A 26,393-nucleotide genomic window follows, 5' to 3' on the forward strand; every position below is an offset into this window, starting at 1 on the left:
TCCATTAGATTCACCGGACATTTATACAATGTCTGTAAATACCGCCCCGCTTGCTTTGGCTAAATCTCGAGGCGCTGCTTTCAGCTGCATTCCGATTTTCCCCGCACTGACAATCATAAACTCCAGTGTTTCAGCGGATCTATCAATAAAAGTCGGAAACCTTTTTTTCATTCCGATCGGAGAGCAGCCGCCGCGTATATAGCCGGTCACTCCCAAAAGGTCCTTCATGGCAATCATTTCTATTTTCTTCTCACCTGCCGCCTTCGCAGCCTTTTTCAGATTCAGTTCTTTTGCAACGGGAACGACAAAGACGTAATAATGATCAGTTCCTGCAGATGCCACTAAGGTTTTATAAACATATTCGGCAGCGTATCCGATTTTTTGTGAAACGGAAAGACCGTCTGCGGGCTGTCCCCCTTCTGTTTTGTAACCTAATAGCTCATAGGGAATGTTTTGCTGCTCAATGATACGGACAGCATTTGTTTTCACTGTTTTTTTCGCCATGGTTTTCCTCCGTTTTCTGTATTTCTTTCTGCTTTATTTTCAACTTTGATTTTAATAAAATGACCGCTCAGTTGCGTGCTTTGTAATACTCAAGTGCAAACTGTTTAAAACGCTCAGCAGCGGGAGAGAGAGCATGGTTTTTCAGCTGGGCTAACGCTATGGTGCGTTCGCATTGGTAATCTGCAACCGGAAGAAAAACGACCGGAAAGTATGAATGCTCCGCGGTTTTCGGCAGCACTGCAGCCCCCAGACCCGCGGCGGTCAGCCCTAATATGGTTGACACTTCCTCTCCTTCAAATGCGAGATGCGGGTGTATATTCAAATCCCGGCACATCAGATCAAACATATACCTCAGCCCGTATCCCGGTTTAAAACCCACAAAATCCTCGTCCTGCATCTCTTTCATTTGAATGCTTTTATTTCCTGCAAGCGGGTGGTTCTCAGGAAGCACCGCATAAAGAGGCTCTTTCTCCAGCACTGTCCATTGTAAAAGCTCGCTGGGAAGCGGCGGGGAGCTGAGACAGATATCCGCATCTCCCGTTTCCACCATTTTGCGAAGCGTTTCATTTGCGCCTTGATAAAGCCGGAAGGTCACGTTTGGGTATAGCTTTTTAAATTCGGCAATCAGCTGAGGCATTAAGCGCAGCCCGAGCGTATGAAGAAATGATACAGATATTTCGCCGTGCTCCAGGCTCATGTTCTTTTTCACTTGTTCAACGCCTTCATTTAAAGCTCTTCTCGCTTGTTTTGCTTTTATTAAGAACTGCTCTCCGTGCCTTGTCAGCCGGACGGCTTTTGTCTCTCTGTAAAATAACGGCGCGCCTAATTCTTCTTCAAGCCTGATAATCGATCGGCTTAATGCCGGCTGAGAAATCATTCTTTCTTTTGCCGCATTTGTGAAATGCTGATGAGCTGCCGCCGCAATGAAGTTGTCAATTTGATGAAGCTCCATTTTCTCCTTCTCCCCTTTCTCATAACCTACACGCATTAATTCTATAGCTATTATAAATTAGACACATTGAAATGAAAAGCGTACGATACATATATAACCAACAGTGAGAAAAGAGGGACATTCATGACGTTTATTCAGCCTCATACAAAGGCTTACAGAAAGGCCAGCTTGGCTCTGTTTATCAGCGGCTTTGTGACATTCGCCACGCTTTACACGACACAGCCGCTTATGCCTTTGTTTTCGGAAGAGTTTCATATTTCCGCTGCGGCTGCCAGCTTAACTTTATCCATTTCAACAGCCGTTTTGGCATTTTCATTATTGGCCGCCGCTTCGTTGTCTGACAGATTCGGCAGAAAAAAATTAATGGTGCTTTCGTTAACAGCTACTTCTGTTTTAGGTTTATTAACAGCGTTCAGTCCGGCTTTTCCGGCGCTTTTGGTGATGAGGGGTCTGCTCGGTATTTTCCTGGCAGGCGTTCCGGCTGTCGCTATGACATATGTAGGCGAGGAGTTTGATCCGCAGGGCCTCGGGAAAATGATGGGCCTGTATATCAGCGGCACAAGCATCGGGGGAATGAGCGGCAGGCTGTTAACGGGGCTTCTGACCGATGTATTCGGCTGGCGGCCCGCGCTTGCCATCATCGGCATTCTTTCTATTGTATTAAGCTATTTGTTTTGGCGTTTTCTTCCGGCTCCGCGCCATTCGTCTGAGCGGCATGCGGGCGTAAAAGCGGCATGTAAGGAATACGGAGCGGTCCTGCACCGCAAACGGCTGCTTTTGTTAATATCTCTGGGATTTATATTAATGGGGAGTTTTGTGACATTATATAATTATATCGGCTTTCATTTAATGGCGGCTCCTTATCATTTGTCGCAGACTGTGATCGGTTTTATTTTTATTGTCTATCTCGCGGGGACGTTCAGCTCTGTCTATATGGGGAAAAAAGCAGATCTTTTCGGAAGCGCGAAAATGATTAAGATTGCGATTTTTGTTATGCTTGCCGGCGCAGCGGTGACACTTTTGCCCCAGCTTGCGCTCAAAATCGCGGGGATTGCCGTCTTTACCTTCGGCTTTTTCGGCGCGCATTCGATCGCAAGCGCCTGGGTCGGCCGCGCAGCCGGTGATCATCGTGCGCAAGCCTCTTCATTATATCTGCTTGCATACTATATCGGTTCAAGCGTGGCCGGGTCTTGCGGCGGTTTCTTTTGGACGCATTTTCATTGGATCGGTATCATTTCATTTATTTCGGTTTTGCTATTGCTGTCTTATCCGGTTTTATTTCTGGCGGAATTCAGAAAAAAGGGACATAGCCGCCTGCATGTAAATCAATAAAAACATTAAAGATTTGTGCCTTTTGTCCGATACTAAAGATAAGGCCGGCACGATACTCCCTATAACTATTCCTTTTGATTCAGTAGATTTCAAATATCGTGCCGGCTTTCTTCAATTAAAAAACATTCTTCAGTTGTCTCACTCTTCTGTTACATACCTGCCCAAACATCTTTCGCATATCTTCCTTCCGCCTGCAGCTGTTCAAGCCACTCCAAGGAAACTTTTGAATCGGTGTTATGCACCTTTTCATACGCCTGAAGCAGTACATTTTCGACAGCCGGAGCCATTTTGCTTCCGTCACCGCATATATAGAGATGGCCGCCTTGGTCAAGAAGGGCAATAATTTGTGCAGCCTCGCGAAGCAGAACATCCTGTACATATACTTTACAGTCCTGATCTAACCTGGAATACGCCCGATGCACGGTGACAAGGCCGTTTTTCTCCGCATGGTCGAATTCATCTTTGTACAGATCGTCTTCTTCAGGATGCCGGCAGCCGAAGTATAAATGAGCTTCACCCAGGCTGTTACCGGACATTTTTTCGGCAGCCCGCGCCTGGATAAATCCCCTGAACGGCGCAATTCCTGTGCCTGCTCCGACCATAATGAGAGGCGTTTTCGGATTTTCAGGCAATGCGAAACCCGACTGCGGCGAGCGGATGAAACAGACGGCAGAATCGCCTTTTTGTAATCCGGCTAAATAGTTCGAAGCCACGCCCCGGTATTCCCCACGGCCGCTCCATGCCGGAGCCGTCACAACGCCGACCGTGATACTGAGCTCCCCGCTGGTTGCCTTCGGTGAGCTTGAGATTGAATAATAGCGCGCCTTTAAGGACGGCAGAAGTTCTAAAAAGCGCTCAAACGGCAGTTCACATGCAGGATAATCTTCCAGCAGGTCCAGCATGGTCATTCGTTTTTTCAGCACGTTTTCTTTATATGCCGTATCATCAGAATAAAGATGCTCCAATTCTTTTTGGTGCGGCGGGCACACGGTATGTGCAGCAAGTTCGCGAAGCTGGGCTCTCGTTGCCGGCTCCTGCAGCTCTACATAGGACGCCAAAAGCTCCGGCGCATTAACCGGCCGGTCCATCGGCAGATGAGGCAGCTGCCGGCCCTTGATCTTAAAGTGCTGGTTCGGATCAAGACCGAATCGGCGAATGACACGGCTGATCAGTTCCCCGCTGTTTTGCGGAAGCACCCCGAGATGATCTCCTTCCTGATACGTTTCTGTTTCGGGGAGACGCAGCTCAATATGCCGGACTGAGCGCTTGCTGCTTTCGGTATGAAGCTCTTTGTTCGTGATGACCTCCGCCTCAAATGCTTTGTACGTTTTGGCAATCGGCGTCTCGGCTGCTTCACTTACGTATTCGATTGATAACTGTGATTTGTTTGTCTGTTTTGGAGCGGCCTCTATATGAAAAGCCTTCATGATGTCCTTCCAGAATGAGTCTTCCCAGGCTTCCTGACTGTACTCAAAATCATCGGCATTGTCGCCCTCCCCGATAGAGGTCAGCCGTTTTGCCCCTTTTTCTTCAAGCACTTTGTCTATCAGGCGGGGGATCCTCTGGTAAGTGGCGGCCCAGTTGCGGTCTCCGCAGCCGAAGACGGCGTAAGAAACACCCTTTAATTCCTGATCTTCAAGGGTTTCCATCCATTTCACAAAACCCGCCGCATTATCAGGCGGCGCCCCGTTATAAGAAGCCGTAACAATAACGACCGCGCCTTTTACAGGCAGTTTCCCGGCATAATCATCGAGCGGGCCGGTTTCAGTTGAAAATCCTTTGCTTCTTCCGATATCAGCCAGCTCTTCCGCGATTCCTTCCGCAGTTCCTAAATTTGATCCGTAAAGAATGAGAAGCGGCGTTCCGTGGGACGGGATTTCTTTCGTTTCTTCTTTGTGACCGCTTCCTTCAGCTTTATGGTTTTGTACGGGCTGATGATTGGACACGTCCTTGTTTTTCACACGGATTTTAAAATCACCGGGCTTAATGGTTAGAGCTTCTTTAATCGTAAGCTCATAATCAGTATGATCAATCAGTTCAAAATGTTTCAGGACAAGGCCGAGCACCATTGTCGCTTCCTGCAGGGCAAACTGCATCCCGATGCATGCGCGCTGTCCGTTTCCGAACGGCTTATACGCATCAGCCGGAATTGCCGCGGGATCACTGAACCTTTCCGGACGGAATAACTCGGCATCTTCTCCCCACGCGCTTTTATCCCGGTGCAGCTGAGGAGTCAGAATCGTCACCGGCTGTCCCTTCGCAATCGGATATTTCCCGCCGAGAACCGTATCTTCCTTCGCGTACAGAGAAAATGCCGGGGCAGTCGGATACAGCCGCAAAGTCTCATTTAACACCATGCGGATATATGTCAGCTGCTGAATCTGCTTATATTCAGGGGTCTCTCCCGTCAGCACCCGCTCGGCTTCCTGAACGGCTTTTTTCAATTTATCTTTATTTTTCAGCAGGCAGTATATCGCAAAAGAAAGCAGCCCGCTAGTGGTTTCATGCCCAGCGATCAAAAAGGTAATGATTTGATAACGGATATTTTCATCATCCAGCCTTTCCCCTGTTACAGGGTCTTTCGCTTCAAGCATCAATGCTAAAAGGTCAGACAGATTCTCATCCGGATTTTCCCTCCGCTCAGCGATGATCCGGTCTACAAGCGAATTCATCTCTTCAATATCCTGCTGGAACTGATGTCTCGTTTTGATCATCAGCTTGTCCTGCAGGCTGTGTCTTTGTGATTGGCGCATTGCCTCCTGCAGCGCACGAAGCATACTTGTGATAAAAGGATGCTGTGTGTCGCGGTAAAAGCTGTTAAAGCGGTAATGAAATCCGCACAGGCCGATTGTATCCAGCGTCAGGCGCGTCATATCTTCGGCAACGTCAATTTCTTCATTCGGATTTAATCTGCTCCACTTCTGCACGAGCTGCATGGCAATATCCAGCATCATTGAATGATAGCCTTTCATCGCCTTCTGGCTGAAGCTCGGCAATAAAATCCGATGCGCTTTCTGCCAATTCTTTTCGTGAGTCCAGCTCGTAAATAGTCCGTCACCGCCAAACTCACGGACCTTCAGCAAAGCTTTGCTGAGATTTTTGTCAAATCGCTTTTCATCACAGACTTCTGCCGCGAGCTCGCGGCCTGAGACGAAGACCCCGACAGAGCTCGGAAATTCAAAACGAAAGATCGGGCCGTATTCTTCGGCAATTTTCCATAGCGATTGTGACAGTTTTTCTTTTTCCAAGTGAGGGAGATTTTTCAGAGGCCCGTATGTTTTCGGCTGCGGTATAGCGCTTAGCTGTTTCATATCGATCTTCCTTCCTTCGGCGAATAATTAATGAGTTCTGATGGCATCCCAAGAACATTGTTCCAATTCTTTCAAAAACGGTTTTGTTATTTCGACGCTTCCCGTCCGGATAAGCTGATAGAGTTTGAGATATGCCCCGAGCAGCAGCGCCATCAGCACATTGGACGGCAGATTGCGGAGCACACCTTCAGACTTGCCGCGCTGAAAAAAGACGTCAAGCATCTGTGTTATTTCATCAAGAAGCTTACGGCTCGTTTCATTCAGAAAGTAGGCGTCCTTATTCGTTTCAAGAAAAAACAATGCATACTCACTTTCCTTCGTAAAATCAATCAGACAATAAAACAGGTGATGAAACCCTTCTCTTACAGATATCCCCTGAAAGTCCGTTTTGACTTTTTTCATAAAACGCTGCGCACTTTCCTGATACAGTACGTTCACAAGTGTCTCTTTACTGTCAAAGTAACGGTAAATTGTGCCGGTTCCAACATCGGCCTGAGCGGCAATCATCGGAATCGTCGTGGCGTCAAATCCTCTATCTGTAAACAAAGTAAGCGACGCTTTCATAATGAGTTCAACCTTGTTTGAAGCTGTCATTTCATCCCCCTTTCTAAATGCGGAATGAATATTCATTCCGTTTGTTCAAAATATTTAAAATGTACGGTCATCTGATTACTATTGTATAAGAAAAAAACTTTTTTTAATATAAAATATATGTGAAATAACCAAAAATAAGGAAATATGCCCAATTTCACAAAAAGAGCTGCAGTGACTTAAGCAGCTCTTTTTATTTCCCAAGAAATATTCTATTTAATGGCAGTAATAAAATGGAATGAATCTCTGCTGACAACTGAAATGTCTCTGAAATGCTGATCATAGAGCACCTCAATCACATCCTTTTCACTCATCCGCGAAGGTTTCAAAACCATATAGAAACACCCGTCAATTTGAAGAACGCGGTACACTTCTTTACATGCTGTCCGGTAATCGCTGACTGTTTCAGCAGTATGTAATGAGAAGACTTTATGAAAACTGCGGTCGCGGAACGGTATGCTTTCCGGCCTCCCCTGCTGAATGTTTCCGAGCCCGGCTTTTATAACCGAACGGTTTGCGCGCTGTGTTTTCCGTATTTTACGTTTCGATGTTTCTATGCTTTTAAGACTGCCCTTTTCAAGCTGTCCGATGATTTGTTTAAACATTGAGCCGTTTCCGGTCCCGATTTCCAAAATGCGGTCGTATTCCTGTATGTCCATCAAAATTTGCTGAATGACTGACTCCGCCGGTTCTGATGCAGCAAAGTATTTCGCGCGCATTCGTTTTAATGCTGAAGATGTATGTTGCAACATTGTATAACACCCGCTTTTCCATTCCTGTGATTTATTATTCAGAAATAATATTACCTCGTATTAGTATGAGGTACTAACTAGACGCACTTCTCTTCATGAACGTTTCGATTTATTTGAAATTTATATTTGTTTTCATAAAAAAAAGACGGAAAACGTAGGTTTTCCGCCTGCTCTAGTACCAATAATACGGTGCTATATATCTTGTCTGCCGGGAAAGCGCCGCCATTCTCTGCCGGCGATACGGGTTGCCGTAGCCGTGTTTAAATGAATGGGGCATTGACGCATACCCGTGCCCGATGGATGGAATTCTGTTCTGACCGCCTTGCATGCTATCACCCGCTTACCAATTTTTCTTTCTTTACCATGGTATGCAGGCCGTCTGCGACGTGACAGCAACATCCTCGCTAAACCTGGTCCTTCTCCATTGTGTAATGATTCAGCAGTTCAATTCTGAACATGATGATCTCCTCCTTCTCCTCCGTTTTGGCCCTTCGTGTCCGTTAGTTCATATAAAAGTGTTTCAGCTGGCGTTCTTTCGCTTCATTATAAAACTCTTCGACCTGCTGTTCTCGTTCATACTCTTCCGCACTTTTAAAACGCTTTGAAATGGTCAGTGTTAAAAAGAAAAGATTAATGGTCATTATCGCTCACCCCCTTTCAATATCCGCACAAGCGAAAATAACCCGCAGCAAAGTTCATATGCGCTGCGGGCAGACTAAATCCGCAGACAAAAGAAGACGGTGCTTCTTTCCCTGCGGGGAGCTGCGAATGTCCTGATACTCCGAAATTAACGTGCTTGACGGGCAGAGGTTAAGGAAGGACACGAACTCTTCCACAGGCTGAATCGGTTCAATTGTAGATTTTGATTGCCGTTTAACGTCGTCATGTGATTCAACCTCCCTTTGCTTTTTTCTTACTTTGTAAGTATATCCATCAGCTTCCATTTTGTAAACATTTTTTTCAAGATTTGGACGGAAAATGTGCTGGCATTCCGCTTCAATTGTCCGTGTTTTCCGGCATCTTTCTTACCTCAGGAAACTCTTTTCATCCCTTGCTTTTTCTGATCTTTTTTTGAATATGCAATAAAATAAATAAGACCGACAAACACTGCCCCGCCGATGACATTCCCGATAAAGGCCGGAATGAGATTGCCAATCAGATCACCCCACGAAAAAGAGCCTGCAAATATCGCAGCCGGGATGATAAACATATTGGCTACAACGTGCTGAAAACCAATTGCGACAAACGCCATAATCGGAAACCATATACCCGCGATTTTTCCGGCTCCGTCTTCTGCGCCGAAAGAAAGCCAGACGGCCAAACAGACAAGCCAGTTACAGCCGATCGCCGAAACAATGACTTTTCCAAACGGCATATCCAATTTGCCTTGTGCGACCGCAATTGTTTTTTCCAAGTAAGGTCCTGTTTCGGTTAATCCGACAACATGTCCGAAAAAGTAAGCGACAAACAGTGCGCCGACAAGATTCATCAACGTCACGATCACCCAATTTTTCACCAATGCACCGGCGGATATTCTTCTGGAAAACAGCGCCATGGATACCGACATCATATTTCCCGTAATCAGCTCCGCGCCGGCAAGAACGACGAGCACCAATCCGATGGGAAACACGGACGCCCCGATTAAACTCGACAGGCTTCCCCATTCTTTCGGAAGGTCGCCGATGACACGGATATCAAGCAAATAACCGAGTGCGATAAACGCTCCTCCCAAAAATCCTAATACAATCAGTGCTGAAAGCGGTGAATGCACCTTTTTTACCCCTGATTCGACCGCAAGCTCCGCTATTTCGTCCGGTTTACGAAAAGCCATAATAACCCCTCCATTTATCATTTCAGCCCGCAGTTTCCAAAGACGCCTAACAAAAAAGGCAGCATTCAACTAACCCGTCTGAAAAAACGGGGTTTGAATGCTGCCTAACTTGTATGCATACCCATACAACAATATCAAGCAGAATGAAAATATGCGGTATAGAATATGTACAGATCATGCACACATTCCATAAAAAATCGTCCTTAGGCCACTGCTGGCAGTTCATATCATATCAAATGTGACAATTTCGTGTCAATTGAATATTGTCAGCTTTTGATTTCTTCTTTATGCTCTTCAATTGAGCGGTCAAAGACAAACACCGATACAGCAATATTTTCCTCTATTTTAATATCTGAAAACAGATGCACAAGCTTTGCTCCGATGAGCTCTTCCATTCCGTCAGGCGTTTGTTTTGAATACAGCTCCTGAATTAAGCTGGTTCGCGCCGCATGAACCATTTCTCTTCCTTCAGGCGTGCGTGCGATAAACTGCTCACTTGCGCTTAGATTGCCGTAAAGTGTAGATACCGCCATGTTATCCACAAAAACGGTGTGAATTCGTTCAGGCCCCTTTCCAAATAATTCTTTGCGCAATTTCCGGATAATATCGTTAAATTCATGAATTTTTTTAGACATATTGTCCCCTCCGATTTTAGCCTATGAAAGACATTCCCGGTTCCCCTTTGTGACATTTCACTTGGTTAAAGTTTTCCTTTCGTATTGTATTATAATAAATATCACCTTATAATAAAAGCAGTGAAGATGGATTTGTAATAGGAAACGTGTTATGAGTCTATCGTTTTATACAAATAGGATTGGTCTGTTAGTAAGACTTGCTAGTGAACTATTCCGCCATGCGTATTTATACCGTTCTCCGGACAGGAGGCCGGTATCTATGTGCATGGCTTTTTTCGAGTTTAAAAGATGGAGGGGAATTGGAAGTGACAGACGTTCAGTCTATCCGTGTCAAAATTGACGGCACGGAGTATGAAGCACCAGAGGGGTCTAAGATTTTAGATATTTTAAACCAAAACGGAATTGAGATTCCGCAAATTTGCCATGTACCGGAAGTGGATCCGATTCAAACATGTGACACCTGTATTGTTGAAGTAAACGGGAAATTGCAGCGCTCTTGTTCCACGGCTGCAGAAAACGGGATGTCCATCTCGCTTACGTCGGGAAGGGTAAAAGAGGCTCAGACAGAGGCCATGGACCGCCTGCTCGAGAATCACCTGCTTTACTGTACGGTATGCGATAACAACAACGGCAATTGCACACTCCATAATACAGCGGAAATGATGGGGATTGAGCATCAGAAATATCCGTATACGCCGAAAGATGATTCAAAGTGCGCGGTTGATATGTCTCACCCGTTTTACCGCTATGATCCGAACCAATGCATCGCCTGCGGCCAATGTGTGGAAGTGTGTCAAAACCTTCAGGTGAATGAGACCCTTTCAATTGATTGGGAGCGCGACCGCCCGCGGGTCATTTGGGATGAAGGCGTCGCCATTAATGAATCTTCCTGCGTCAGCTGCGGCCAGTGTGTCACTGTCTGTCCTTGTAACGCACTGATGGAAAAATCAATGATCGGCCAAGCCGGATTTATGACAGGAATAAAAGAAGATGTCATGGAACCGATGATTGATTTAGTGAAAAATGTTGAACCCGACTATACAAGCATCTTCGCCGTGTCTGAAGTGGAAGCGGCTATGCGCGATAAACGGACGAAAAAAACAAAAACAGTCTGCACGTTCTGCGGCGTCGGATGCTCTTTTGAAGTATGGACAAAAGGACGTGACATCCTTAAAATTCAGCCTGTTTCCGATGCTCCGGTTAACGCGATTTCCACATGTGTGAAAGGGAAATTCGGCTGGGACTTCGTGAATTCGGAAGAACGGATTACAAAACCGCTTATCCGGAAAAACGGCGCATTTGTTGAATCGTCATGGGAAGAAGCTCTTGATCTTGTCGCTTCAAGACTCGGTTCGATCAAGGCCGAACACGGAAATGGTTCTGTCGGTTTTATTTCTTCTTCTAAAATTACGAATGAAGACAACTATGTCATCCAAAAATTGGCACGCCAAGTATTTGAAACCAACAACGTGGATAACTGCTCACGCTACTGCCAGTCACCGGCAACGGACGGCTTATTCCGCACCGTCGGTATGGGCGGAGACGCCGGCACAATTAAAGATATCGCAAAAGCGGGCCTCGTGCTCATCGTCGGCGCCAATCCGGCGGAAGGACATCCGGTTCTGGCCACACGCGTGAAACGCGCCCATAAGCTGCACGGCCAAAAACTGATTGTTGCCGATCTGCGCAGAAATGAAATGGCTGAACGGTCCGACCTCTTTATCAGCCCGAAACAAGGAACTGACCAGGTCTGGCTCATGGCAGTAACGAAATATATGATTGACCAAGGCTGGCACGATCAAGCGTTTATTGATGAAAATGTCAACTACTTTGATGATTATAAAGAAACGCTGGAAAAATACACATTGGAATATGCGGAGCGCATCACCGGACTTTCTCAGGATACGATCATCCGCATTGCCGAAATGATTCGTGATGCAGACGGTACTTGTGTTCTTTGGGGCATGGGCGTTACTCAAAATACAGGCGGCTCTGATACATCAGCGGCGATTTCCAACCTGCTGCTTGCCACAGGAAACTACCGCCGTCCGGGCGCCGGAGCCTATCCGCTGCGGGGACATAACAACGTTCAAGGCGCTTGCGATATGGGAACTCTTCCAGGCTGGCTTCCGGGGTATCAGCATATTACCGATGATGCGGCACGCGCTAAATTCGAAAAAGCTTACGGTGTTGAAATTGACGGCAAGCCGGGTCTTGATAATATCGAAATGCTCCATGCGATTGAAGAAGGAAACATGAAAGCCATGTATCTCGTCGGTGAAGATATGGCGCTCGTTGATTCAAACGCCAACCATGTTCATGATATTTTATCCAGCCTAGATTTCTTTGTTGTGCAGGATATTTTCCTTTCAAGAACGGCGCAATACGCGGATGTCATCCTGCCTGCGGTTCCATCTCTTGAAAAAGACGGAACATTTACAAACACAGAGCGGCGTGTGCAAAGATTGTATCAGGCGCTTCCGACACTCGGCGATGCAAAACCCGACTGGTGGATTATTCAGGAAGTCGCCAATCGTTTAGGCGCTGATTGGAATTACACGCATCCTAGCGACATTTTCTCAGAAATGGCGAGCCTTTCTCCGCTGTTCGGAAAAGCAAGCTACGACGTTCTTAGCGGCTGGAACAGCTTCCTATGGGGAAGCTTTACGGGAGAAAGCACTCCGCTTCTTTATGAAGACGGCTTTAACTTCCCGGACAAAAAAGCCCGTTTTGCGCTGAGCGATTGGGTGGAGCCTGCTGTATTCCCTGAAGAATATGACCTGCATATTAACAACGGACGGATGCTTGAACATTTCCACGAAGGAAACATGACAAACAAGTCAAAAGGCATTCAGTCTAAAGTTCCGGATGTATTTGTTGAAGTATCGCCGGAGCTCGCGGCTGAACGCGGAATTTGCGATGGGACAATGATCCGGCTCGTCTCTCCTTTTGGGGCGGTTAAATTGAACGCGCTTGTGACAGACCGCGTCCGCGCAAATGAGCTTTATCTGCCGATGAACTCTACAGATAAAGATTCTGCGATTAATTTCCTGACCGGGCCTGCGTATGATTCACGGACACATACACCTGCCTATAAGCAGACAAAAGTCCGCATGGAAGTGCTTGGTTCCTGTGATACTCCGCCGCTTCCGAAAACGAATCCGCGGAACAAAAAACGTCATCCGCAAAACGGTGTGGAAGCTCAGCGAAAATGGAACCGTCCGGGCTATGTGCACTTAACTGATTAAGGAAAGGAGGAAACATTATGGCAAGCCCAATTACTGAAATTCAAAAAGAAACGAAAACAGAGGAACAGCTGAAAGCTGAAAAACTGGAAGAGCTGAAGACGCTTCTCGCAGAAAATGAAGAAGCCGTCGCGAAAACGATGTCCATCATGGCAGAGCTGAATAGCTTGGGCATTTTTGATGCCGCCGGCTATATGCTCCAGGCAAAAGAGGAGATTGCCAAAATCGCACTCGGACAGATTTCCCGGGAACCTGTCACCAATCTCCTGAATACGATGATGGCCGCGGGAGGCGCGCTGTCAAAAGCTGATCCCGAATTTATGGGCAGACTTTTAGAAAGCGCCATGGCCGGGACGGATCAGGCGCAAAGATTTTTAAAAGAGGACAGGAAAGTCAGTATGTTTGAACTGATGAAAGCCCTCGGTGATCCTGATATTAACCGCGCGCTCGGCTTCGGGCTGCAGTTTTTAAAAGGAATGGGAAAAGAATTACGCGAAACCCCGTCTGAATAAGAAACGAAAAAGCCATTGTCAAAAGACAATGGCTTTTTTTTATTCTTCGGCCTCTTCCAGCCTCTTTTTATAAATAAGTGAACGGTCAACGCAGAAATAAGCGCCCGCTAAAAATACACAATCCGTTACAAACATCAGCATTTTCTGGCCCGCAGTCAGCCCTTGTCCGGGAAGAACCGCGCCGATATAAATGAAGGTGCTGACTGCAAGCAGAATAAATGCGTAATGCTTAAAATCTTCTATTAATGATTTCAGTCTTTTCTTCTCCATATAAGGTCACCTGCCAGTTTTATAGTCTACCAACATTATAATACAAGCTGACAGCCGACAGAGAATGTAAATCTATCCATTCTTTATAAAAGTGAATCAAGCGCCTGTTTCACATCCGCCGTTAAATCCTCAGTATCCTCAATACCGACTGAGATCCGCACGAGCCCGTCGGTAATGCCAAGCGCAAGCCGGCGGTCGCGCGGGATCGAAGCGTGCGTCATTCTGGACGGCACGGAGATTAAGCTTTCAACCGCTCCTAAACTTTCCGCGATCGTAAACAGGTTCAATTTTTCTAAAAACGCGTCGACGCGTTCGCTGCTGCCGACATCAAAGGAAATCATTCCGCCGAAACCGGAGCTTTGCGCTTTTGTCAGCTCATGGCCCGGATGTTTCGCTGATCCCGGATAGTAAAGCGTCTGAACGGCATCATGCGCTTCAAGCAGCCCGGCGATTTTTCCGGCGCTGTGATTGATGGCATCCATTCTGAGTCCCAGTGTTTTAATGCCTCTCATCAAAAGCCATGAATCCTGCGGTCCTAAAACGCCGCCTGTTGAGTTTTGCACATAATGAAGCTTTTCGCCCAGTTCTTTATCAGCCGTGACGACTAAGCCGCCGACGACATCGCTGTGGCCGCCGAGATATTTTGTCGCGCTGTGCAGCACGATGTCAGCGCCGAAGCTGAGCGGCTGCTGGAAATACGGCGTGTAAAACGTATTATCGACGATAAGCAATACGCCCGCTTCTTTTGCGATGTCAGACATCAGTTTGAGGTCAGTCACTTTCAATAGCGGGTTTGTCGGTGTTTCGATATAAATGGCTTTCGTATTCGGGCGAATGGCCTTTTTGACTTTTTCTTCACTGCTCGTATCGACAAAGTCCGCTTCAATGCCGAAGCGGTTCAGCACGCCTGTCATCACCCGGTAAGTGCCGCCGTATACATCATCCGTCATAATAACATGATCGCCGCTGTCAAACAGCATCATGACGGCAGTAATCGCAGCCATGCCTGAGCCGAACGCATATCCTGCCGCGCCGCCTTCAAGCTCCGCAATTAAGCTTTCAAGCGCCGTCCGCGTCGGATTGGCCGTTCTTGAATATTCATAACCCGTGTGCTCGCCCGCTTTCGGCTGTTGGTACGTGCTTACTTGATAAATCGGTACGGAAACCGCTCCTGTTTTTTCATCTCCCGTAATTCCTCCGTGCACCATCAGCGTTTTTTTCTTCATCTTACTGGCCTCCTTGAAAAATGTTTTTGCTTATATATCGATCGCTGCCGTCAGGGAAAATAGTGACGATATTTGATCCGGCGGGCGCTTTTTTCGCTTCTTCAAGCGCTGCATAAAGAGCCGCCCCTGAAGAGCTTCCGATTAAGAGGCCTTCTTTCTCAGCCGCTTCTCTGACAAGCGAAAACGCCGTATCGTCTTCCACCGTGTAAATGGCGTCAAAATGGTTCTCGTCCATATAATCCGGGATAAACTCCATGCCGATGCCTTCCGTTTTATGGGCATGCGGCTCTCCTCCGTTCAGGATCGAGCCTTCCGGTTCAACGATCACCGTTTTGACGGCAGGATTTTTCTCCTTTAAATAAGCTGCCGTACCGGCAAAGGTGCCGCCGGAACCCGCTCCTGCGACAAAAGCGTGGATATCCCCGCCGAGCGCGTTCCATATTTCAGGTCCGATCGTTTTGTAGTAAGTCAATGGATTTACTCGGTTTTTAAATTGCAGAACGGCATAAGAATTATTAATCTCTCTCTCCAGTTCAAGCGCTTTTCGGATGGCTCCCTGCATGCCTTCTTCTCTCGGCGTATGCACGATGTCCGCTCCGAGAGCTTTCATAATTTGCTGCTTTTCTCTGCTGAAATGCTCCGGGACGCAAAAAATGGCGCGAAGCTGATGCTTTCTGGCGCACAGAGCGAGTCCGATCCCGGTGTTTCCGGCAGTCGCCTCAATGATAACGCCGCCCGGTTTCACCTTTCCCGTGCGAAGCGCATCTTCAATGAGCATCCCGCCCAGCCTGTCTTTAATGCTTCCGCCCGGATTCATCATCTCAAGCTTAGCATAAACCGCTGTTCCCTCCGGTATATCAAAATGCTTGAGACGGAGCAGCGGTGTATTTCCGATTAGTTCTGTAATATCTGTTATCACGTTCAATATATGTCCTCCTCCTGGAAAAGCGGAGGAGAACGAGAATCCCCCGCTTAGTGAATTCGTTTGATGACATTCAGGACAAGCTCAGTTGAATGAACGGCAGCCTGTTCTAAAAATTTATCAAATGAAACGTCAGATTCTTTTCCGGCAATATCAGATAAAGCTCTGATGACAACAAAAGGCGTTTTGAACTGGTGGCACACCTGTGCGACAGCCGCAGCTTCCATCTCAACCGCGTACAAATCCGCAAATTTGGCGCGTACGTCTTCAACCCGCTTCGGATCATTCATAAAAGAATCTCCCGTTGCGATTGTGCCTTTGGCGACTTGAATGCCGTTCAGTTCAGAAACCGCTTCCTCAGTAATACTGATCAGCTTTTCATCAGCTTTGTATGCTGCCGGAAGACCCGGCACCTGTCCGTATTCATAGTCAAACGCCGTCACATCCACGTCATGATGGCGGACATCTGTTGAGATGACGACGTCGCCTACATTCAATGTATGATGAAAACCGCCCGCTGAGCCTGTGTTAATCACATAATCAGGTTTGAAACGGTCAAGCAGAAGCGTCGTGCTGATCGCCGCGTTGACTTTCCCGATACCTGATTTCAGCAAGATGACTTCGACGCCTTCATAGCTGCCAGTTGTAAACTCACAGTGAGCGATCATCTCTTGTTTTGCGTCTTTCAGTTTGCTTCTTAAAATCGTAACTTCCTCTTCCATTGCTCCGATGACTGCCAGTTTCATTTATACACAATCCCTTCGATTTACCGTTTAATCGCCTCCATTATCCAGACAAAGTCATTTTGCTGCGTAAACCGCGCGGCAAATCCCTCTTCTGAAAAGATGTTTTTCATTGTCGCGAGTGTCGGATAATGTTCCGTCTTTAAATCGTCCGCTAATTGATGATAGCCCTTTCGGCTTGCTTTTTGAATGGCTTCATTATAAGCTTCATGATCTTTAAAGACAGTATCGGCAAACACTATTTTATCATGCTTCTGAAGGATTGCGCCATACTGCTTTACAGCCGTTCGCTTTTCTTCATCGGTTAAATGATGAAAGGCGTACGAGCTGACGATGGTATCTATTTGAAAAGGCGGAGCGGGAAACTCCAGAAAATCTCCGTCACTGAACACGGCTTTGTCAGAAAGCTTGTCAGCCGCCAGTTTTCTCATTGACGGAGACGGTTCTACACCAAACACCTTTTTGTGCGCGGCGGCTAATTTCGCCGTTAAATTCCCCGTTCCCGGTCCGAACTCTAAAACGTTTGAACCTGAAAGTGCGACAATGCTGTCAAGAATATTGTCATATCCTTTAAAAACAGCAGCATATTGTTTGTCAGCCCCGTGCACTGTGGCGTCATAAGTCGCAGCCCAATCTTCAAATAAAGGAATAAATTCACGGCCCATATTTTTCACTCTCCATATTTTATAATTCCTATGAGTATAGTATGGATTAATCGTGGAACAGTTCCTATCCTATCACAAAAAAGAATGGAAGGGTACTAAAATACTTTGGGATTATTGCGCAATTACGGCAGAAAGGCTTATACTTTCATTGACTCAGAAGAAAAATCAGGAGGATCTGTACTGATGAATTTTCAATTGGATTTAATCAAAGATAAAGTAGAATTTTTCGAAGCGACATCTTTGCAGGAGCTTGAAAAGAAAATAAACGTTCAGATTGAAAACAACCAGGCGATTATGCTTCGCGTCCGTTCCGTATCCCATCAGGTGACGGCCGTTGACGGCAGAATCCTTTACAGCGCGTCGGTGCATTTTTCAGCTGACGTATGACAGAAAAAAGCAGCTGAATAATCAGCTGCTTTTTTGCGGTTATTTTAAGGTTTCTACTTTTGTCGGCTTCCAGCCTTTTTTGTCTTTCCAAGTGATGGTGACCTGATACTTTTTGCCGTTCGTTTTGTCTAAAACTTTACCCTTCGCATCTTGCGGACTTCCATTGTTTCCGAGCCACAGCACTGTCATATGGTCTTTTGACACGCCGGTTGCGTAAGAGATGGCGTCAAGCATTTCGGCCCAGTCTTCAGAGCTTGAGTCATACGTCGCCGCATGTTCTCCCGTCTGCTTTGTGCCGACCGCTTTCCATTTTGGGTTAACAATTGTTTTCTCGACATCGCTTGATGAACCGCCCTCTGTTATTTTTGCGCCTTTAAAAGGATCGCTTGAATCAGAGTCTTTTTTGCTGCTGTCATCACTTTTCGATGAATCATCGTCTTTTTTGCTGTCAGAGTCTGAAGATGAATCAGATGTGTCCTTATCTTGTTTATCTTTTTTGTCATCGTCTGATGCCGTATCTTTTTTGCTGTCTTTTATGTCTTCATCCGATGTCTGCTTCGTCTTGCCTGATGCAGGTGTTTCCTGCTTCTGGCTCGTGTCCGCTTTTTCGCTCACGTCGCTCGACGGACTGTTGATGAAGAGGCTGACGGCAACGACGACAATAAGAATAGATACGATAGCAATTAAAATGTTAAGCACCATATTTGCTTTTCTGCGCTTATCACGGTTTTCAAAACGAGATTGTTTATTGCTCAATCATTCTGCACTCCTTTATCCCTCTTGCTCAGCATATATTTTAACATGGGCTGAGCGGTTGTTCTATGTCTGATTTATTTCATTTTCATGTACCTTTTTAACAATATCATAAAACACTGTATTTGTCAGAGCCTTATCCCCCGGCGTGTCCATGTGCAGCACCACGAGAGCGTATTTCGGCTTGTCCGCGGGAAAGTATCCCGCAAACCATTTGTGGTAAAGCGTCTGTTTTTCTTTTGTGAACATTCCCGTCTGGGCCGTTCCCGATTTGCCTGCTATCTCATACGGCAGGTCCTGAAACCTTCGGCCGGTTCCTTTCGGTGAGGTGACGACTTCTCTGAGAATTTTTTGAAGCTGCTGCGCCGTATATTTGTCGATGTTTTCCCCTTTTAACGGCTGATCTTTGAATGACGCCATCGTCGTTTTGTTTTTGTATTCAATTTTGTCCGCGATTTTGACTTGTTTTTTTTCACCGCCGCGCGCGATCGCCGCCATCATATTGGCGACTTCAAGAGGCGTGACTTTCACGTTTTTTTGCCCGATCGCCGTCTGTGCGACGGCTTTTTTTACGGTTTTGTCTTTGTCATCTCCCCAAATGACCCCGCTTTTTTCATTATACAGCTGCCTGAATCCGTCTTCCCGGTACAGCTTGCCTTCCCAGCCCGCCCGCTGTGTGAGACCGAGTTTTTCCGCCATGTTTTCAATAACGGAATCATCTTTTTTGATCAATTTTTCCGCAAGACTTGTAAACGTATAATTGCAGCTTTGAGCAAAGCTTTCTCCAAAACTGAGCGTGCCTTTGTCATCCCCCGGCTCTCCGTACAGGTTGAGATTGCAGTTAAAGAATGTGCCCGGCTTCACTTCGTTTTGTTCTATTGCGGCTGCGGCGATCACCGTTTTAAATACTGATCCCGGATAAATCGGCGTCAGCATGTAATTTTGCAGTGTCTGCTGCTTTGACATGTCGGCGTCAGGCTTTGATACCATTCCGAGCACACTGCTTTTTTCAATGTCTAAAAGGACGGCTCCCCCCTTTTTTAACCCGCGGTCTTTCAATACATCTTCCATTGCTTTTTGAATATTGCGGTCGATGGAGGTTTTGACTTGCAGCGGATAAAACGCGTTTGCTTCAGCCGTATACTTGACGTCCATTCCGAATAAAGGGTTTCCCCTTCCGTCGACATGATACAAAAGTTTTGTGTCCTGATCCGCCAGTAAAAACTCATCAAACGTCCGCTCCATCCCGCTTGTCCCGATCTTTGCCGTGATCGGCAGTTCCTTCCTGCCGGGGTATTTCTTTTTCAAAAGCTCAGGGTCCTGGTTTGTCGCGCCCAACAGATGAGCGGCTATGTTTGTTTCTTTGCTGTCTTTCATATATACGCCGTAAATGCCGGGATATTTCAAAGAATTGATATTTGACACGGATTGTTTCGTCAAATGTTTTATTTTTCTGCTGTTCAGGACCACCGGTTTTTTCGCTTCCGTGAGCAGCTGCCTGAGCTCCCCCTGTTTCATTCCGAGAATGTCTGATACCCGGTCAACCGGCCAATCCTGCGTCACGAGAAAGGGAAACAGTATGACGGCAGGCTGCTTTTTTCCGGTCAGTTCTTTGCCGTTCCGATCAAGAAAAGAGCCGCGTCCGTCTGAAATAAGGACTTCTTCCGTCCGCTGCTTGACGCTTTCCTGAATCAGATTAATATTGGATTTTGAAAAAGATTCTGTAAAAAATAGCTGAATTTCAGCCAGCCTCGCAAGCAGAAAGAAAAACACGAGCAGAAAACAAATCACGGCCGCTTTCAGCCTTTTTGATACGATCATAAAAAAACACCTCATCCACATTTTGGACGAGGTGTTTCATTGTTAAACGGATCTTATGAAATTTTCACAATTTTCACGAGCATTTCTCCGCCCGGCGTCTGAACTGTCACTTCTTCGTCCACTTTTCTGCCGAGCAGGCTTTTGGCGATTGGCGAGTCGTTTGAAATTTTCCCTTCAAACGGATCAGCTTCAGCGCTTCCGACAATCGTGTAAGATTCTTCTTCACCGTCCGGCAATTCGATGAATGATACGGTTTTTCCCAAACCGACTACATTTGAACCGCCGTCGTCCTCGATGATTTTCGCATTGCGGATCATGTTTTCAAGCGTCGTGATGCGCCCTTCCACAAATGCCTGTTCTTCTTTTGCAGAATCATACTCAGAGTTCTCTGACAGATCTCCGAAGCTTCTTGCGATTTTAATGCGTTCTACTACTTCTTTACGTTTAACCGTTTTCAATTGCTCTAATTCTTGTTCTAGTTTTTGTTTTCCTTCGTGAGTCATCGGAAAAACTTTTTCTTGTGCCATGTTCCTTCACTCCTTGGTGGTTGTCCCTCAACAATAACGTGTGATTATGTATGAGAGCATAAACGAAAAAATCAAGAATGAGAACACAGGGCAGTCCTCGTTCTTCTCTCCCATATAGGTACTGTTTATCTTAAACTGAATGTGTGTTTTCTGCAAATGTTTCGGTTTATAAACAGGGAAAGAAGGGAACTGTCTCATTCCCTTCCAGCCTATACATAATATGGTCTGAGTTATTTATGTCTATGCTATGGTATTACAAAATTGCATTTTGTTCAAGGATCGTTTGAATCTTCGTGACCATCAGATCAATCGCGACGTGGTTTTGTCCGCCTTCCGGAATAATGATGTCCGCGTAGCGTTTCGTCGGTTCAACAAACTGATTGTGCATCGGTCTGACGACGGACACATACTGCTCAATGACAGAATCGATTGAACGGCCTCTTTCGTTAATATCTCTCATAATCCGTCTGATGATACGGAGATCCGCGTCCGTGTCGACATAAAGTTTCATATCCATGAGGTCGCGAAGTCTTTTATCTTCGAGAACGAGAATGCCTTCCAGAATAATGACATCCTTCGGCTCAACCGGAATGGTTTCCTCAGAACGCGTATGCAGTTTATAATCATAAATCGGCTTTTCTATCGGCCGGTAATTCAAAAGCTCTTGAATATGCTCGATTAAATAGTCATTATCAAATGCGAGCGGGTGATCATAGTTTGTGTTCAGCCTTTCTTCAAACGGAAGATGGCTTTGGTCTTTATAATAAAGGTCTTGCTGGATCATTAAAATCGAGTGTCCTTTAAACTGTTCATAGATGGAACGGGTGACGCTTGTTTTTCCTGATCCGGAACCTCCTGCGATGCCTATAACTACAGGACTCTTACCCATTGGTGATTACTTCCCCTTTCTCATCATGTTGCTCGGATAAATCTTTTTGTCTACTTTAAATGTAACGATTTGCAGGGGATGGCGGGCAGCATCAAGCTCGTTTCCGTCTTCGTCCCAAATAGTGCCGATTGTGAATGTGAAATTGTCGATTTCAGGACCGAAAAATTCCACTTCGTCACCTTGTTTAAAGAAATTGCGCTGCTGGAGCGTCACCATTTGAGTGTCCTCGTTATACGCGAGCACGAGACCGGCAAAATCAAATGTTGTTTTCTTTCCGTGTTCACCGAACATCTGCTCTTCATACCCGGGCGTGCCTTCAAAGAAAGCAGGCGCGGTATCCCGGTTTGCACATTTGTCCAGCTCATCCAGCCATTCTTTTTGAATGACAAAGTTTTCAGGATCAGCGCAGTATGCGTCGATGACTTTGCGATACACGCTGACAACCGTCGCAACGTAATGAATTGATTTCATCCGGCCTTCAATTTTCAGGCTGTCGATGCCCATCTCGATCATTTGCGGAATGGATTCAATCAATTTTAAATCTTTCGGGCTCATCGCAAACGGAGCGTCTTCTTCGCCATAGAGCGCGACCGCGTTTGCACCGTCTGTCTGATACAGGTCATAATCCCAGCGGCAGGACTGACAGCAGCCGCCGCGGTTGGAATCCCGGGCTGTCATGTGATTGCTCAGCACGCATCGGCCTGAATAAGCAATACACATGGCGCCGTGGATAAAGGTTTCAATTTCAATATCCACTTTTTCCTTCATTTCTTTAATTTCCAGTCCGCTCGTTTCACGGGCAAGCACCACGCGGTCAAGCCCTTCTTCTTTCCAGAACTGCACCGCTTTCCAGTTGGAAAGGGACTGCTGTGTGCTGAGGTGAATTTCTACGTCCGGGGCCACTCTCCGGCATGTTTCAATAATCAGCGGATCAGCGACGATAATTCCGGCAACTTTTGCCTCTCCCAACGCTTTTAAGTATTCTTCCAGACCGTCCATATTTTCATTATGGGCGAAAATGTTTGTTGTCACATATATTTTTGCCCCGTATTTTTTGGCAAATTCTACGCCCTCTGCAATTTCTTCTATTGAGAAGTTATCCGCATTTGAGCGGAGTCCGTATTCCTGTCCTCCGATAAAAACCGCGTCCGCTCCGTAATGAACGGCAATTTTTAATTTTTCAAGGTTTCCTGCCGGAGCAAGGAGTTCAGGTTTTTTCGTAATGACGCGTTTTCCGTTTACGACTTTGGAAATGGTTTGATTTACGGCTGTCATCCGTTGCACCCTCCTTTTTAATAGACCGTTTCTTTAAAGAAGAATCCTGTGTCGATGCTTCTGTTCACAGGCTGAATGCTTTCAATCCGCTCTATCCAGCTCTCTTTTTTCTCTTCGTATGTCTCTCGGCTTTCGAAGCACAAATCGATTGCTTCTCTGTACATGCGGGTCACTTCAGTTAAGTATTCAGGAGACTTCAAAACTCCGTCGATTTTGAAAGAATCGATGCCGGCGTCCATCAGGTCCTCTAATTCATCAATCATGCACACATCGTTCGGGCTCATGATGTGCGTGCCGTTTTCATCTTCAAAAATCGGGTATTTATTGCCCCGTTCCTTGTCATGCAGAAACATCCCCGCTTCTTTTTTCTTCTGTTCGATGTCCATGACTTTACCTTGGTATTCGAAGTAATGGCCCACTAAAGAACGCTTCGATTGGAACATGCACGTCATGCCGTGGATTTGAATTTCAATTTCCACTTCGGCGTTTTCTTTTATGTCAATGATGCTGTCCATATTTAATTCCTTAGCCAGCACTGCCCGCCGTGCGCCTTTGCGTCCCCAGTAATTGCAGGAATAGTAGTTGGTTCCCGTTGTTTCCGTGCTCCAGTGCAGTTTAAGCTCGGGAGCCGCTTCACGCGCCGCCATTAAAACGGCCGGATCACCGAAAACAGCCGCATCAACGCCGGCCTCCTGCAAAAAGGCAAGATAGCCGTTCAGCTCGTCCACTTTTTCGTTGTGAAAAATAGCATTGACGGCGGCGTACACTTTCGCGCCTTCCTGATGAGCTGTCTTTACGGCTTCTTTTATATCTTCTCTTGAAAATTCACCGGCCAGTCTCAGGCCGTATCTCTGTTCTCCGACCAACAGGGCCGTTGCGCCCGCTTGAATGAGCGGAAGAATATCCTGTACAGAAGTCGGAGTCACCAAAAGTTCAGGTTTTTTCATGATCCTTCACCTCTTCTTTTTACTGATGGCGATGCCGTCTCCGACCGGCAGTATGACCGTTTGATAGTCAGGCCGGTCCATCAGCCATTGGTTATATTGATCAATTTTTTTAACAAGCTTCCGTCTTCTTTTCGGCTCAATGTCCGAGTGATTTTGTGCCACCAGCCCTTTAAACAGAACATTGTCCGTAAAAATGACTCCATCCGGCGCAAGCATCGGTTCATAGAGCTCAAAAAAGTTCGTGTACTGGCCTTTGGCCGCGTCGATAAAAATGGCATCATAAGGAGCCGTGACACGGACAGACTCAGAAAGATCCAGCGCATCCCCGTGCATTACGTGAATCCGGTTTTCCATTTCAAAGTCTTTTATATTGTTCACAGCTTCTTCATAGCGTTTGTCGTCCCGTTCAATCGTGTAAATATTCGCATCCGGAAGCTCAAGCGCCATCCGTATGGCGGAATATCCGATTGCCGCGCCGATTTCCAAAATGTTTTTCGCCTGTTGAATCGACAGCATTTGAAGCAGCACTTCAATGCCCGCTTCTTCCATAATCGGAACATGGTGCTCTTTTGCATAGGCTTCAAGCTTTTTCACTTTATCAGGCCGAGGCTTCAGCATCGCGTTTATATACTCGTTTATTTGTTCATACCGATCATTCACGGCAAACAGCCTCCGTTCTAAAAAGGAGTGCCCCTGACGAATCCGCGGGGACACTCTCTTAAGACACTTCTTTATCCATAAGTAAACAACCCGATATATTTTATCATAAAACCTTTCAGAATGGAATAAAAGGAGAGCTTTTGCCCTCCTTTTATTCGCTGTCTTTTTTGGAAATATACTTTTCCTTCGCTTTATTATGGTCTTTTAATGTTTTGGTGAAAACGACCTCGCCGTTTGATTTTGCAAGGAAATAGAGATAATCCGTTTTGTCAGGGCGGAGAGCCGCTTCCCATGATGAATCACCGGCATTTGCAATCGGTCCCGGCGGCAGCCCCTTATGTTTATACGTATTAAACGGAGAATCAATTTTCAGGTCTTTGTAGTAGACCCGGCTTTTATGCTTACCGGCCGCATATAATACCGTCGGGTCAGTCTGCAGCGGCATTTTTTCTTCGAGCCTGTTGTAAAAAACGCTGGCGATTTTGTGACGGTCGGCTTTGGCGGTGGCTTCTTCTTCAATTAGCGATGCCATTGTCAGCGCGTTATGGACGGAAAGTTTCTTTTTTTCCAGTTCAGATTTATACGTTTCGATACGGGTGTTTGTTTCCTGAACCATTGCCGTCAAAATCGTGTCAAGCGATGCACCCGGATCATTAAACGGATATGTGGCCGGATACAGATAGCCTTCGAGCGGATGCTTGAGCTTCTTGTTTGAAAGTGCGTCCGTTATCGTATCAGGAAACTGTTTCTTCAGTTTGCCGATGAATGTTTTGTCATCCAGTTTCGCCATGATCTCTTCTTTTGAATATGATGTTTCTTTTGCGATCGCATCCGCAATCTGCGTAAGCTGTTTTCCTTCAGGAACGGAGATCTGAAAAGCATATCCCGTTGATCCCGCGGTCAGTTTTTTGATAATCGCATCCGCATCCATTCCTTTATTCAGGTGGTAAAATCCCGCCTGAAATCCGGAAGCGCCTTTATACTTCACATACAGCTGAAATGCTTTTTTGCTTTTGATGACATGCTGATCCTCAAGAATTTCAGCGATTGCCGAAACGGAAGAACCGCTCGGAATATTAATATTGACTGCCGTTTTGCTGCCTTTGTCAACCGGAGACAGCAGAGATTTTCCATAGAAAAAAGCACCGCAAATGATGATAAGCAGAGCGATCACGGAGGACAGTATTATCGTCGTTTTTTTGTTTTTACGCGGAAATGAATTTTTAGTCTGATTGATATTCATACAAGTATTTTCCTCCCAACAGCTCTTATACTACATGATTCATGTGCATTCGGCAATTTATTACAAAAAAAAGCCGAAGCGCATATGCGCTTCGGCTTTTTCCGTTCATTTTATTCTTCGTCTTCTTCCGCTAAAAACGTGTTCAGCGTTTCTTCGATCATTTCCCACTCTTCATCGGTTTCAATCGGCATCAGTTCGCCGTCTTCACCGTTTTCGTTCGGTTCGAAACTTGAAGCGTGAATTTCGATTTCATCATCGTCTTGAGCATCAATCGGATAATAAAGTACGTAAGATTTGTTAAATGTGTCGTTTTCAAATGTAAACAGCACTTCGCAAAGCTGTTCGTTGCCTTGATCATCGACAATTGTAATGTGTTTTTCGCCGTGTTCCATTTCTTTTC

At 46.1% G+C, this 26,393-nt stretch carries 27 protein-coding genes; 4 read left to right on the forward strand and 23 right to left on the reverse strand.

The genetic code is table 11. The annotated features are described in order from the left end of the window. Positions 1-21: 21 nt before the first annotated feature. Both ybaK and JNUCC22_RS12315 read right to left on the reverse strand, forming a co-directional pair. Positions 22-504, reverse strand: coding sequence for a Cys-tRNA(Pro) deacylase (ybaK, locus tag JNUCC22_RS12310; RefSeq protein WP_216061763.1), 483 nt, complete (start codon positions 502-504; stop codon positions 22-24). A gap of 67 nt (positions 505-571) precedes the next feature. Further along, complete coding sequence (locus JNUCC22_RS12315) at positions 572-1,456, reverse strand: LysR family transcriptional regulator (RefSeq protein ID WP_015240269.1); 885 nt, start codon at positions 1,454-1,456, stop codon at positions 572-574. A 123-nt stretch (positions 1,457-1,579) separates the two neighbouring features. Here JNUCC22_RS12315 and JNUCC22_RS12320 point away from each other — a divergent pair, with 123 nt between their 5' ends. After that, positions 1,580-2,788 carry an MFS transporter gene (locus JNUCC22_RS12320; protein ID WP_216061764.1) on the forward strand — a complete coding sequence of 403 codons (1,209 nt, stop codon included), beginning with the start codon at positions 1,580-1,582 and terminating at the stop codon, positions 2,786-2,788. Between the two features lie 149 nt (positions 2,789-2,937). Here the strand turns inward: JNUCC22_RS12320 and JNUCC22_RS12325 are convergent, their stop codons facing one another. The 7 genes from JNUCC22_RS12325 to JNUCC22_RS12355 form a co-directional block, all read right to left on the reverse strand. Further along, positions 2,938-6,099 (reverse strand): bifunctional cytochrome P450/NADPH--P450 reductase, encoded by a 3,162-nt coding sequence (locus tag JNUCC22_RS12325; protein ID WP_216061765.1) that lies wholly within the window; start codon positions 6,097-6,099, stop codon positions 2,938-2,940. 27 nt (positions 6,100-6,126) lie between these two features. After that, positions 6,127-6,693 (reverse strand): TetR/AcrR family transcriptional regulator, encoded by a 567-nt coding sequence (locus JNUCC22_RS12330; protein ID WP_003152789.1) that lies wholly within the window; start codon positions 6,691-6,693, stop codon positions 6,127-6,129. A gap of 209 nt (positions 6,694-6,902) precedes the next feature. Further along, a complete protein-coding gene (locus JNUCC22_RS12335) occupies positions 6,903-7,442 on the reverse strand; it encodes a class I SAM-dependent methyltransferase (protein ID WP_007408228.1) in 540 nt (179 codons plus the stop codon). A 172-nt stretch (positions 7,443-7,614) separates the two neighbouring features. Further along, positions 7,615-7,770: a hypothetical protein gene (locus tag JNUCC22_RS12340; RefSeq protein WP_007408227.1), complete on the reverse strand. Its 156-nt coding sequence runs from the start codon at positions 7,768-7,770 to the stop codon at positions 7,615-7,617. Between the two features lie 172 nt (positions 7,771-7,942). Then, a complete protein-coding gene (locus tag JNUCC22_RS12345) occupies positions 7,943-8,083 on the reverse strand; it encodes a YrzI family small protein (protein ID WP_003152787.1) in 141 nt (46 codons plus the stop codon). Positions 8,084-8,472: 389 nt separating this feature from the next. Beyond that, the gene (locus JNUCC22_RS12350) at positions 8,473-9,273 is read right to left on the reverse strand and encodes a formate/nitrite transporter family protein (protein ID WP_007408225.1); all 801 of its coding nucleotides are present in this window, start codon (positions 9,271-9,273) and stop codon (positions 8,473-8,475) included. A gap of 266 nt (positions 9,274-9,539) precedes the next feature. After that, on the reverse strand, positions 9,540-9,908 hold the full coding sequence (locus JNUCC22_RS12355) for a Na-translocating system protein MpsC family protein (protein WP_007408224.1): 369 nt from the start codon (positions 9,906-9,908) through the stop codon (positions 9,540-9,542). Positions 9,909-10,213: 305 nt separating this feature from the next. Between JNUCC22_RS12355 and fdhF the strand changes: the two genes are divergently transcribed. Both fdhF and JNUCC22_RS12365 read left to right on the forward strand, forming a co-directional pair. Next, the gene (gene fdhF, locus JNUCC22_RS12360; protein ID WP_152908600.1) at positions 10,214-13,156 is read left to right on the forward strand and encodes a formate dehydrogenase subunit alpha; all 2,943 of its coding nucleotides are present in this window, start codon (positions 10,214-10,216) and stop codon (positions 13,154-13,156) included. Positions 13,157-13,173: 17 nt separating this feature from the next. Next, positions 13,174-13,665: a helical membrane plugin domain-containing protein gene (locus JNUCC22_RS12365; RefSeq protein ID WP_053103962.1), complete on the forward strand. Its 492-nt coding sequence runs from the start codon at positions 13,174-13,176 to the stop codon at positions 13,663-13,665. A gap of 39 nt (positions 13,666-13,704) precedes the next feature. Here JNUCC22_RS12365 and JNUCC22_RS12370 read toward each other — a convergent pair whose 3' ends face one another. The 5 genes from JNUCC22_RS12370 to JNUCC22_RS12390 all read right to left on the reverse strand — a co-directional run bounded on the left by JNUCC22_RS12370 (position 13,705) and on the right by JNUCC22_RS12390 (position 17,491). Continuing rightward, positions 13,705-13,935: a YrhC family protein gene (locus JNUCC22_RS12370; RefSeq protein ID WP_007408222.1), complete on the reverse strand. Its 231-nt coding sequence runs from the start codon at positions 13,933-13,935 to the stop codon at positions 13,705-13,707. Positions 13,936-14,018: 83 nt separating this feature from the next. Then, positions 14,019-15,161 (reverse strand): bifunctional cystathionine gamma-lyase/homocysteine desulfhydrase, encoded by a 1,143-nt coding sequence (locus JNUCC22_RS12375; protein ID WP_216061766.1) that lies wholly within the window; start codon positions 15,159-15,161, stop codon positions 14,019-14,021. 1 nt (position 15,162) lies between these two features. Continuing rightward, the gene (locus tag JNUCC22_RS12380) at positions 15,163-16,086 is read right to left on the reverse strand and encodes an O-acetylserine dependent cystathionine beta-synthase (protein ID WP_032866645.1); all 924 of its coding nucleotides are present in this window, start codon (positions 16,084-16,086) and stop codon (positions 15,163-15,165) included. Between the two features lie 47 nt (positions 16,087-16,133). Next, positions 16,134-16,829 carry a 5'-methylthioadenosine/S-adenosylhomocysteine nucleosidase gene (gene mtnN, locus JNUCC22_RS12385; protein ID WP_003152774.1) on the reverse strand — a complete coding sequence of 232 codons (696 nt, stop codon included), beginning with the start codon at positions 16,827-16,829 and terminating at the stop codon, positions 16,134-16,136. A 20-nt stretch (positions 16,830-16,849) separates the two neighbouring features. Continuing rightward, positions 16,850-17,491 (reverse strand): class I SAM-dependent methyltransferase, encoded by a 642-nt coding sequence (locus JNUCC22_RS12390; protein ID WP_007612780.1) that lies wholly within the window; start codon positions 17,489-17,491, stop codon positions 16,850-16,852. A 183-nt stretch (positions 17,492-17,674) separates the two neighbouring features. Between JNUCC22_RS12390 and JNUCC22_RS12395 the strand changes: the two genes are divergently transcribed. Continuing rightward, entirely contained in the window at positions 17,675-17,878 is a 204-nt protein-coding gene (locus JNUCC22_RS12395) for a YrzA family protein (protein WP_007612782.1), read from the forward strand. A 39-nt stretch (positions 17,879-17,917) separates the two neighbouring features. Here the strand turns inward: JNUCC22_RS12395 and JNUCC22_RS12400 are convergent, their stop codons facing one another. The 9 genes from JNUCC22_RS12400 to JNUCC22_RS12440 form a co-directional block, all read right to left on the reverse strand. Beyond that, the gene (locus JNUCC22_RS12400; protein ID WP_025649670.1) at positions 17,918-18,634 is read right to left on the reverse strand and encodes a YrrS family protein; all 717 of its coding nucleotides are present in this window, start codon (positions 18,632-18,634) and stop codon (positions 17,918-17,920) included. 63 nt (positions 18,635-18,697) lie between these two features. Continuing rightward, complete coding sequence (locus JNUCC22_RS12405) at positions 18,698-20,452, reverse strand: peptidoglycan D,D-transpeptidase FtsI family protein (protein WP_216061767.1); 1,755 nt, start codon at positions 20,450-20,452, stop codon at positions 18,698-18,700. A 53-nt stretch (positions 20,453-20,505) separates the two neighbouring features. After that, positions 20,506-20,979 (reverse strand): transcription elongation factor GreA, encoded by a 474-nt coding sequence (gene greA / locus JNUCC22_RS12410; RefSeq protein ID WP_003152766.1) that lies wholly within the window; start codon positions 20,977-20,979, stop codon positions 20,506-20,508. Positions 20,980-21,232: 253 nt separating this feature from the next. Further along, positions 21,233-21,868 (reverse strand): uridine kinase, encoded by a 636-nt coding sequence (gene udk / locus JNUCC22_RS12415; RefSeq protein WP_003152763.1) that lies wholly within the window; start codon positions 21,866-21,868, stop codon positions 21,233-21,235. A gap of 6 nt (positions 21,869-21,874) precedes the next feature. Then, the gene (locus JNUCC22_RS12420; protein WP_216061768.1) at positions 21,875-23,143 is read right to left on the reverse strand and encodes a peptidase U32 family protein; all 1,269 of its coding nucleotides are present in this window, start codon (positions 23,141-23,143) and stop codon (positions 21,875-21,877) included. A gap of 17 nt (positions 23,144-23,160) precedes the next feature. Then, positions 23,161-24,090, reverse strand: a complete 930-nt coding sequence (locus JNUCC22_RS12425) for a peptidase U32 family protein (protein WP_007408214.1) — start codon at positions 24,088-24,090, stop codon at positions 23,161-23,163. A 6-nt stretch (positions 24,091-24,096) separates the two neighbouring features. Continuing rightward, positions 24,097-24,750 carry an O-methyltransferase gene (locus tag JNUCC22_RS12430; RefSeq protein WP_216061769.1) on the reverse strand — a complete coding sequence of 218 codons (654 nt, stop codon included), beginning with the start codon at positions 24,748-24,750 and terminating at the stop codon, positions 24,097-24,099. 151 nt (positions 24,751-24,901) lie between these two features. Next, positions 24,902-25,993: an endolytic transglycosylase MltG gene (mltG, locus tag JNUCC22_RS12435; protein ID WP_216061770.1), complete on the reverse strand. Its 1,092-nt coding sequence runs from the start codon at positions 25,991-25,993 to the stop codon at positions 24,902-24,904. Between the two features lie 110 nt (positions 25,994-26,103). Beyond that, positions 26,104-26,385 (reverse strand): DUF1292 domain-containing protein, encoded by a 282-nt coding sequence (locus JNUCC22_RS12440; RefSeq protein WP_003152751.1) that lies wholly within the window; start codon positions 26,383-26,385, stop codon positions 26,104-26,106. Between the last annotated feature and the right edge of the window lie 8 nt (positions 26,386-26,393).

The organism is Bacillus sp. JNUCC-22 (genome assembly GCF_018861275.1).
Classification (GTDB): Bacteria; Bacillota; Bacilli; order Bacillales; family Bacillaceae; genus Bacillus; species Bacillus velezensis.

Bases quoted from the DNA above. Each gene is read 5' to 3' on its own strand.
- ybaK (WP_216061763.1), bottom strand. From the start codon at position 504: ATGGCGAAAAAAACAGTGAAAACAAATGCTGTCCGTATCATTGAGCAG.
- JNUCC22_RS12315 (WP_015240269.1), bottom strand. From the start codon at position 1,456: ATGGAGCTTCATCAAATTGACAACTTCATTGCGGCGGCAGCTCATCAG.
- JNUCC22_RS12320 (WP_216061764.1), top strand. From the start codon at position 1,580: ATGACGTTTATTCAGCCTCATACAAAGGCTTACAGAAAGGCCAGCTTG.
- JNUCC22_RS12325 (WP_216061765.1), bottom strand. From the start codon at position 6,099: ATGAAACAGCTAAGCGCTATACCGCAGCCGAAAACATACGGGCCTCTG.
- JNUCC22_RS12330 (WP_003152789.1), bottom strand. From the start codon at position 6,693: ATGACAGCTTCAAACAAGGTTGAACTCATTATGAAAGCGTCGCTTACT.
- JNUCC22_RS12335 (WP_007408228.1), bottom strand. From the start codon at position 7,442: ATGTTGCAACATACATCTTCAGCATTAAAACGAATGCGCGCGAAATAC.
- JNUCC22_RS12340 (WP_007408227.1), bottom strand. From the start codon at position 7,770: ATGCAAGGCGGTCAGAACAGAATTCCATCCATCGGGCACGGGTATGCG.
- JNUCC22_RS12345 (WP_003152787.1), bottom strand. From the start codon at position 8,083: ATGACCATTAATCTTTTCTTTTTAACACTGACCATTTCAAAGCGTTTT.
- JNUCC22_RS12350 (WP_007408225.1), bottom strand. From the start codon at position 9,273: ATGGCTTTTCGTAAACCGGACGAAATAGCGGAGCTTGCGGTCGAATCA.
- JNUCC22_RS12355 (WP_007408224.1), bottom strand. From the start codon at position 9,908: ATGTCTAAAAAAATTCATGAATTTAACGATATTATCCGGAAATTGCGC.
- JNUCC22_RS12365 (WP_053103962.1), top strand. From the start codon at position 13,174: ATGGCAAGCCCAATTACTGAAATTCAAAAAGAAACGAAAACAGAGGAA.
- JNUCC22_RS12370 (WP_007408222.1), bottom strand. From the start codon at position 13,935: ATGGAGAAGAAAAGACTGAAATCATTAATAGAAGATTTTAAGCATTAC.
- JNUCC22_RS12375 (WP_216061766.1), bottom strand. From the start codon at position 15,161: ATGAAGAAAAAAACGCTGATGGTGCACGGAGGAATTACGGGAGATGAA.
- mtnN (WP_003152774.1), bottom strand. From the start codon at position 16,829: ATGAAACTGGCAGTCATCGGAGCAATGGAAGAGGAAGTTACGATTTTA.
- JNUCC22_RS12390 (WP_007612780.1), bottom strand. From the start codon at position 17,491: ATGGGCCGTGAATTTATTCCTTTATTTGAAGATTGGGCTGCGACTTAT.
- JNUCC22_RS12395 (WP_007612782.1), top strand. From the start codon at position 17,675: ATGAATTTTCAATTGGATTTAATCAAAGATAAAGTAGAATTTTTCGAA.
- JNUCC22_RS12405 (WP_216061767.1), bottom strand. From the start codon at position 20,452: ATGATCGTATCAAAAAGGCTGAAAGCGGCCGTGATTTGTTTTCTGCTC.
- greA (WP_003152766.1), bottom strand. From the start codon at position 20,979: ATGGCACAAGAAAAAGTTTTTCCGATGACTCACGAAGGAAAACAAAAA.
- udk (WP_003152763.1), bottom strand. From the start codon at position 21,868: ATGGGTAAGAGTCCTGTAGTTATAGGCATCGCAGGAGGTTCCGGATCA.
- JNUCC22_RS12420 (WP_216061768.1), bottom strand. From the start codon at position 23,143: ATGACAGCCGTAAATCAAACCATTTCCAAAGTCGTAAACGGAAAACGC.
- JNUCC22_RS12425 (WP_007408214.1), bottom strand. From the start codon at position 24,090: ATGAAAAAACCTGAACTTTTGGTGACTCCGACTTCTGTACAGGATATT.
- mltG (WP_216061770.1), bottom strand. From the start codon at position 25,993: ATGAATATCAATCAGACTAAAAATTCATTTCCGCGTAAAAACAAAAAA.
- JNUCC22_RS12440 (WP_003152751.1), bottom strand. From the start codon at position 26,385: ATGGAACACGGCGAAAAACACATTACAATTGTCGATGATCAAGGCAAC.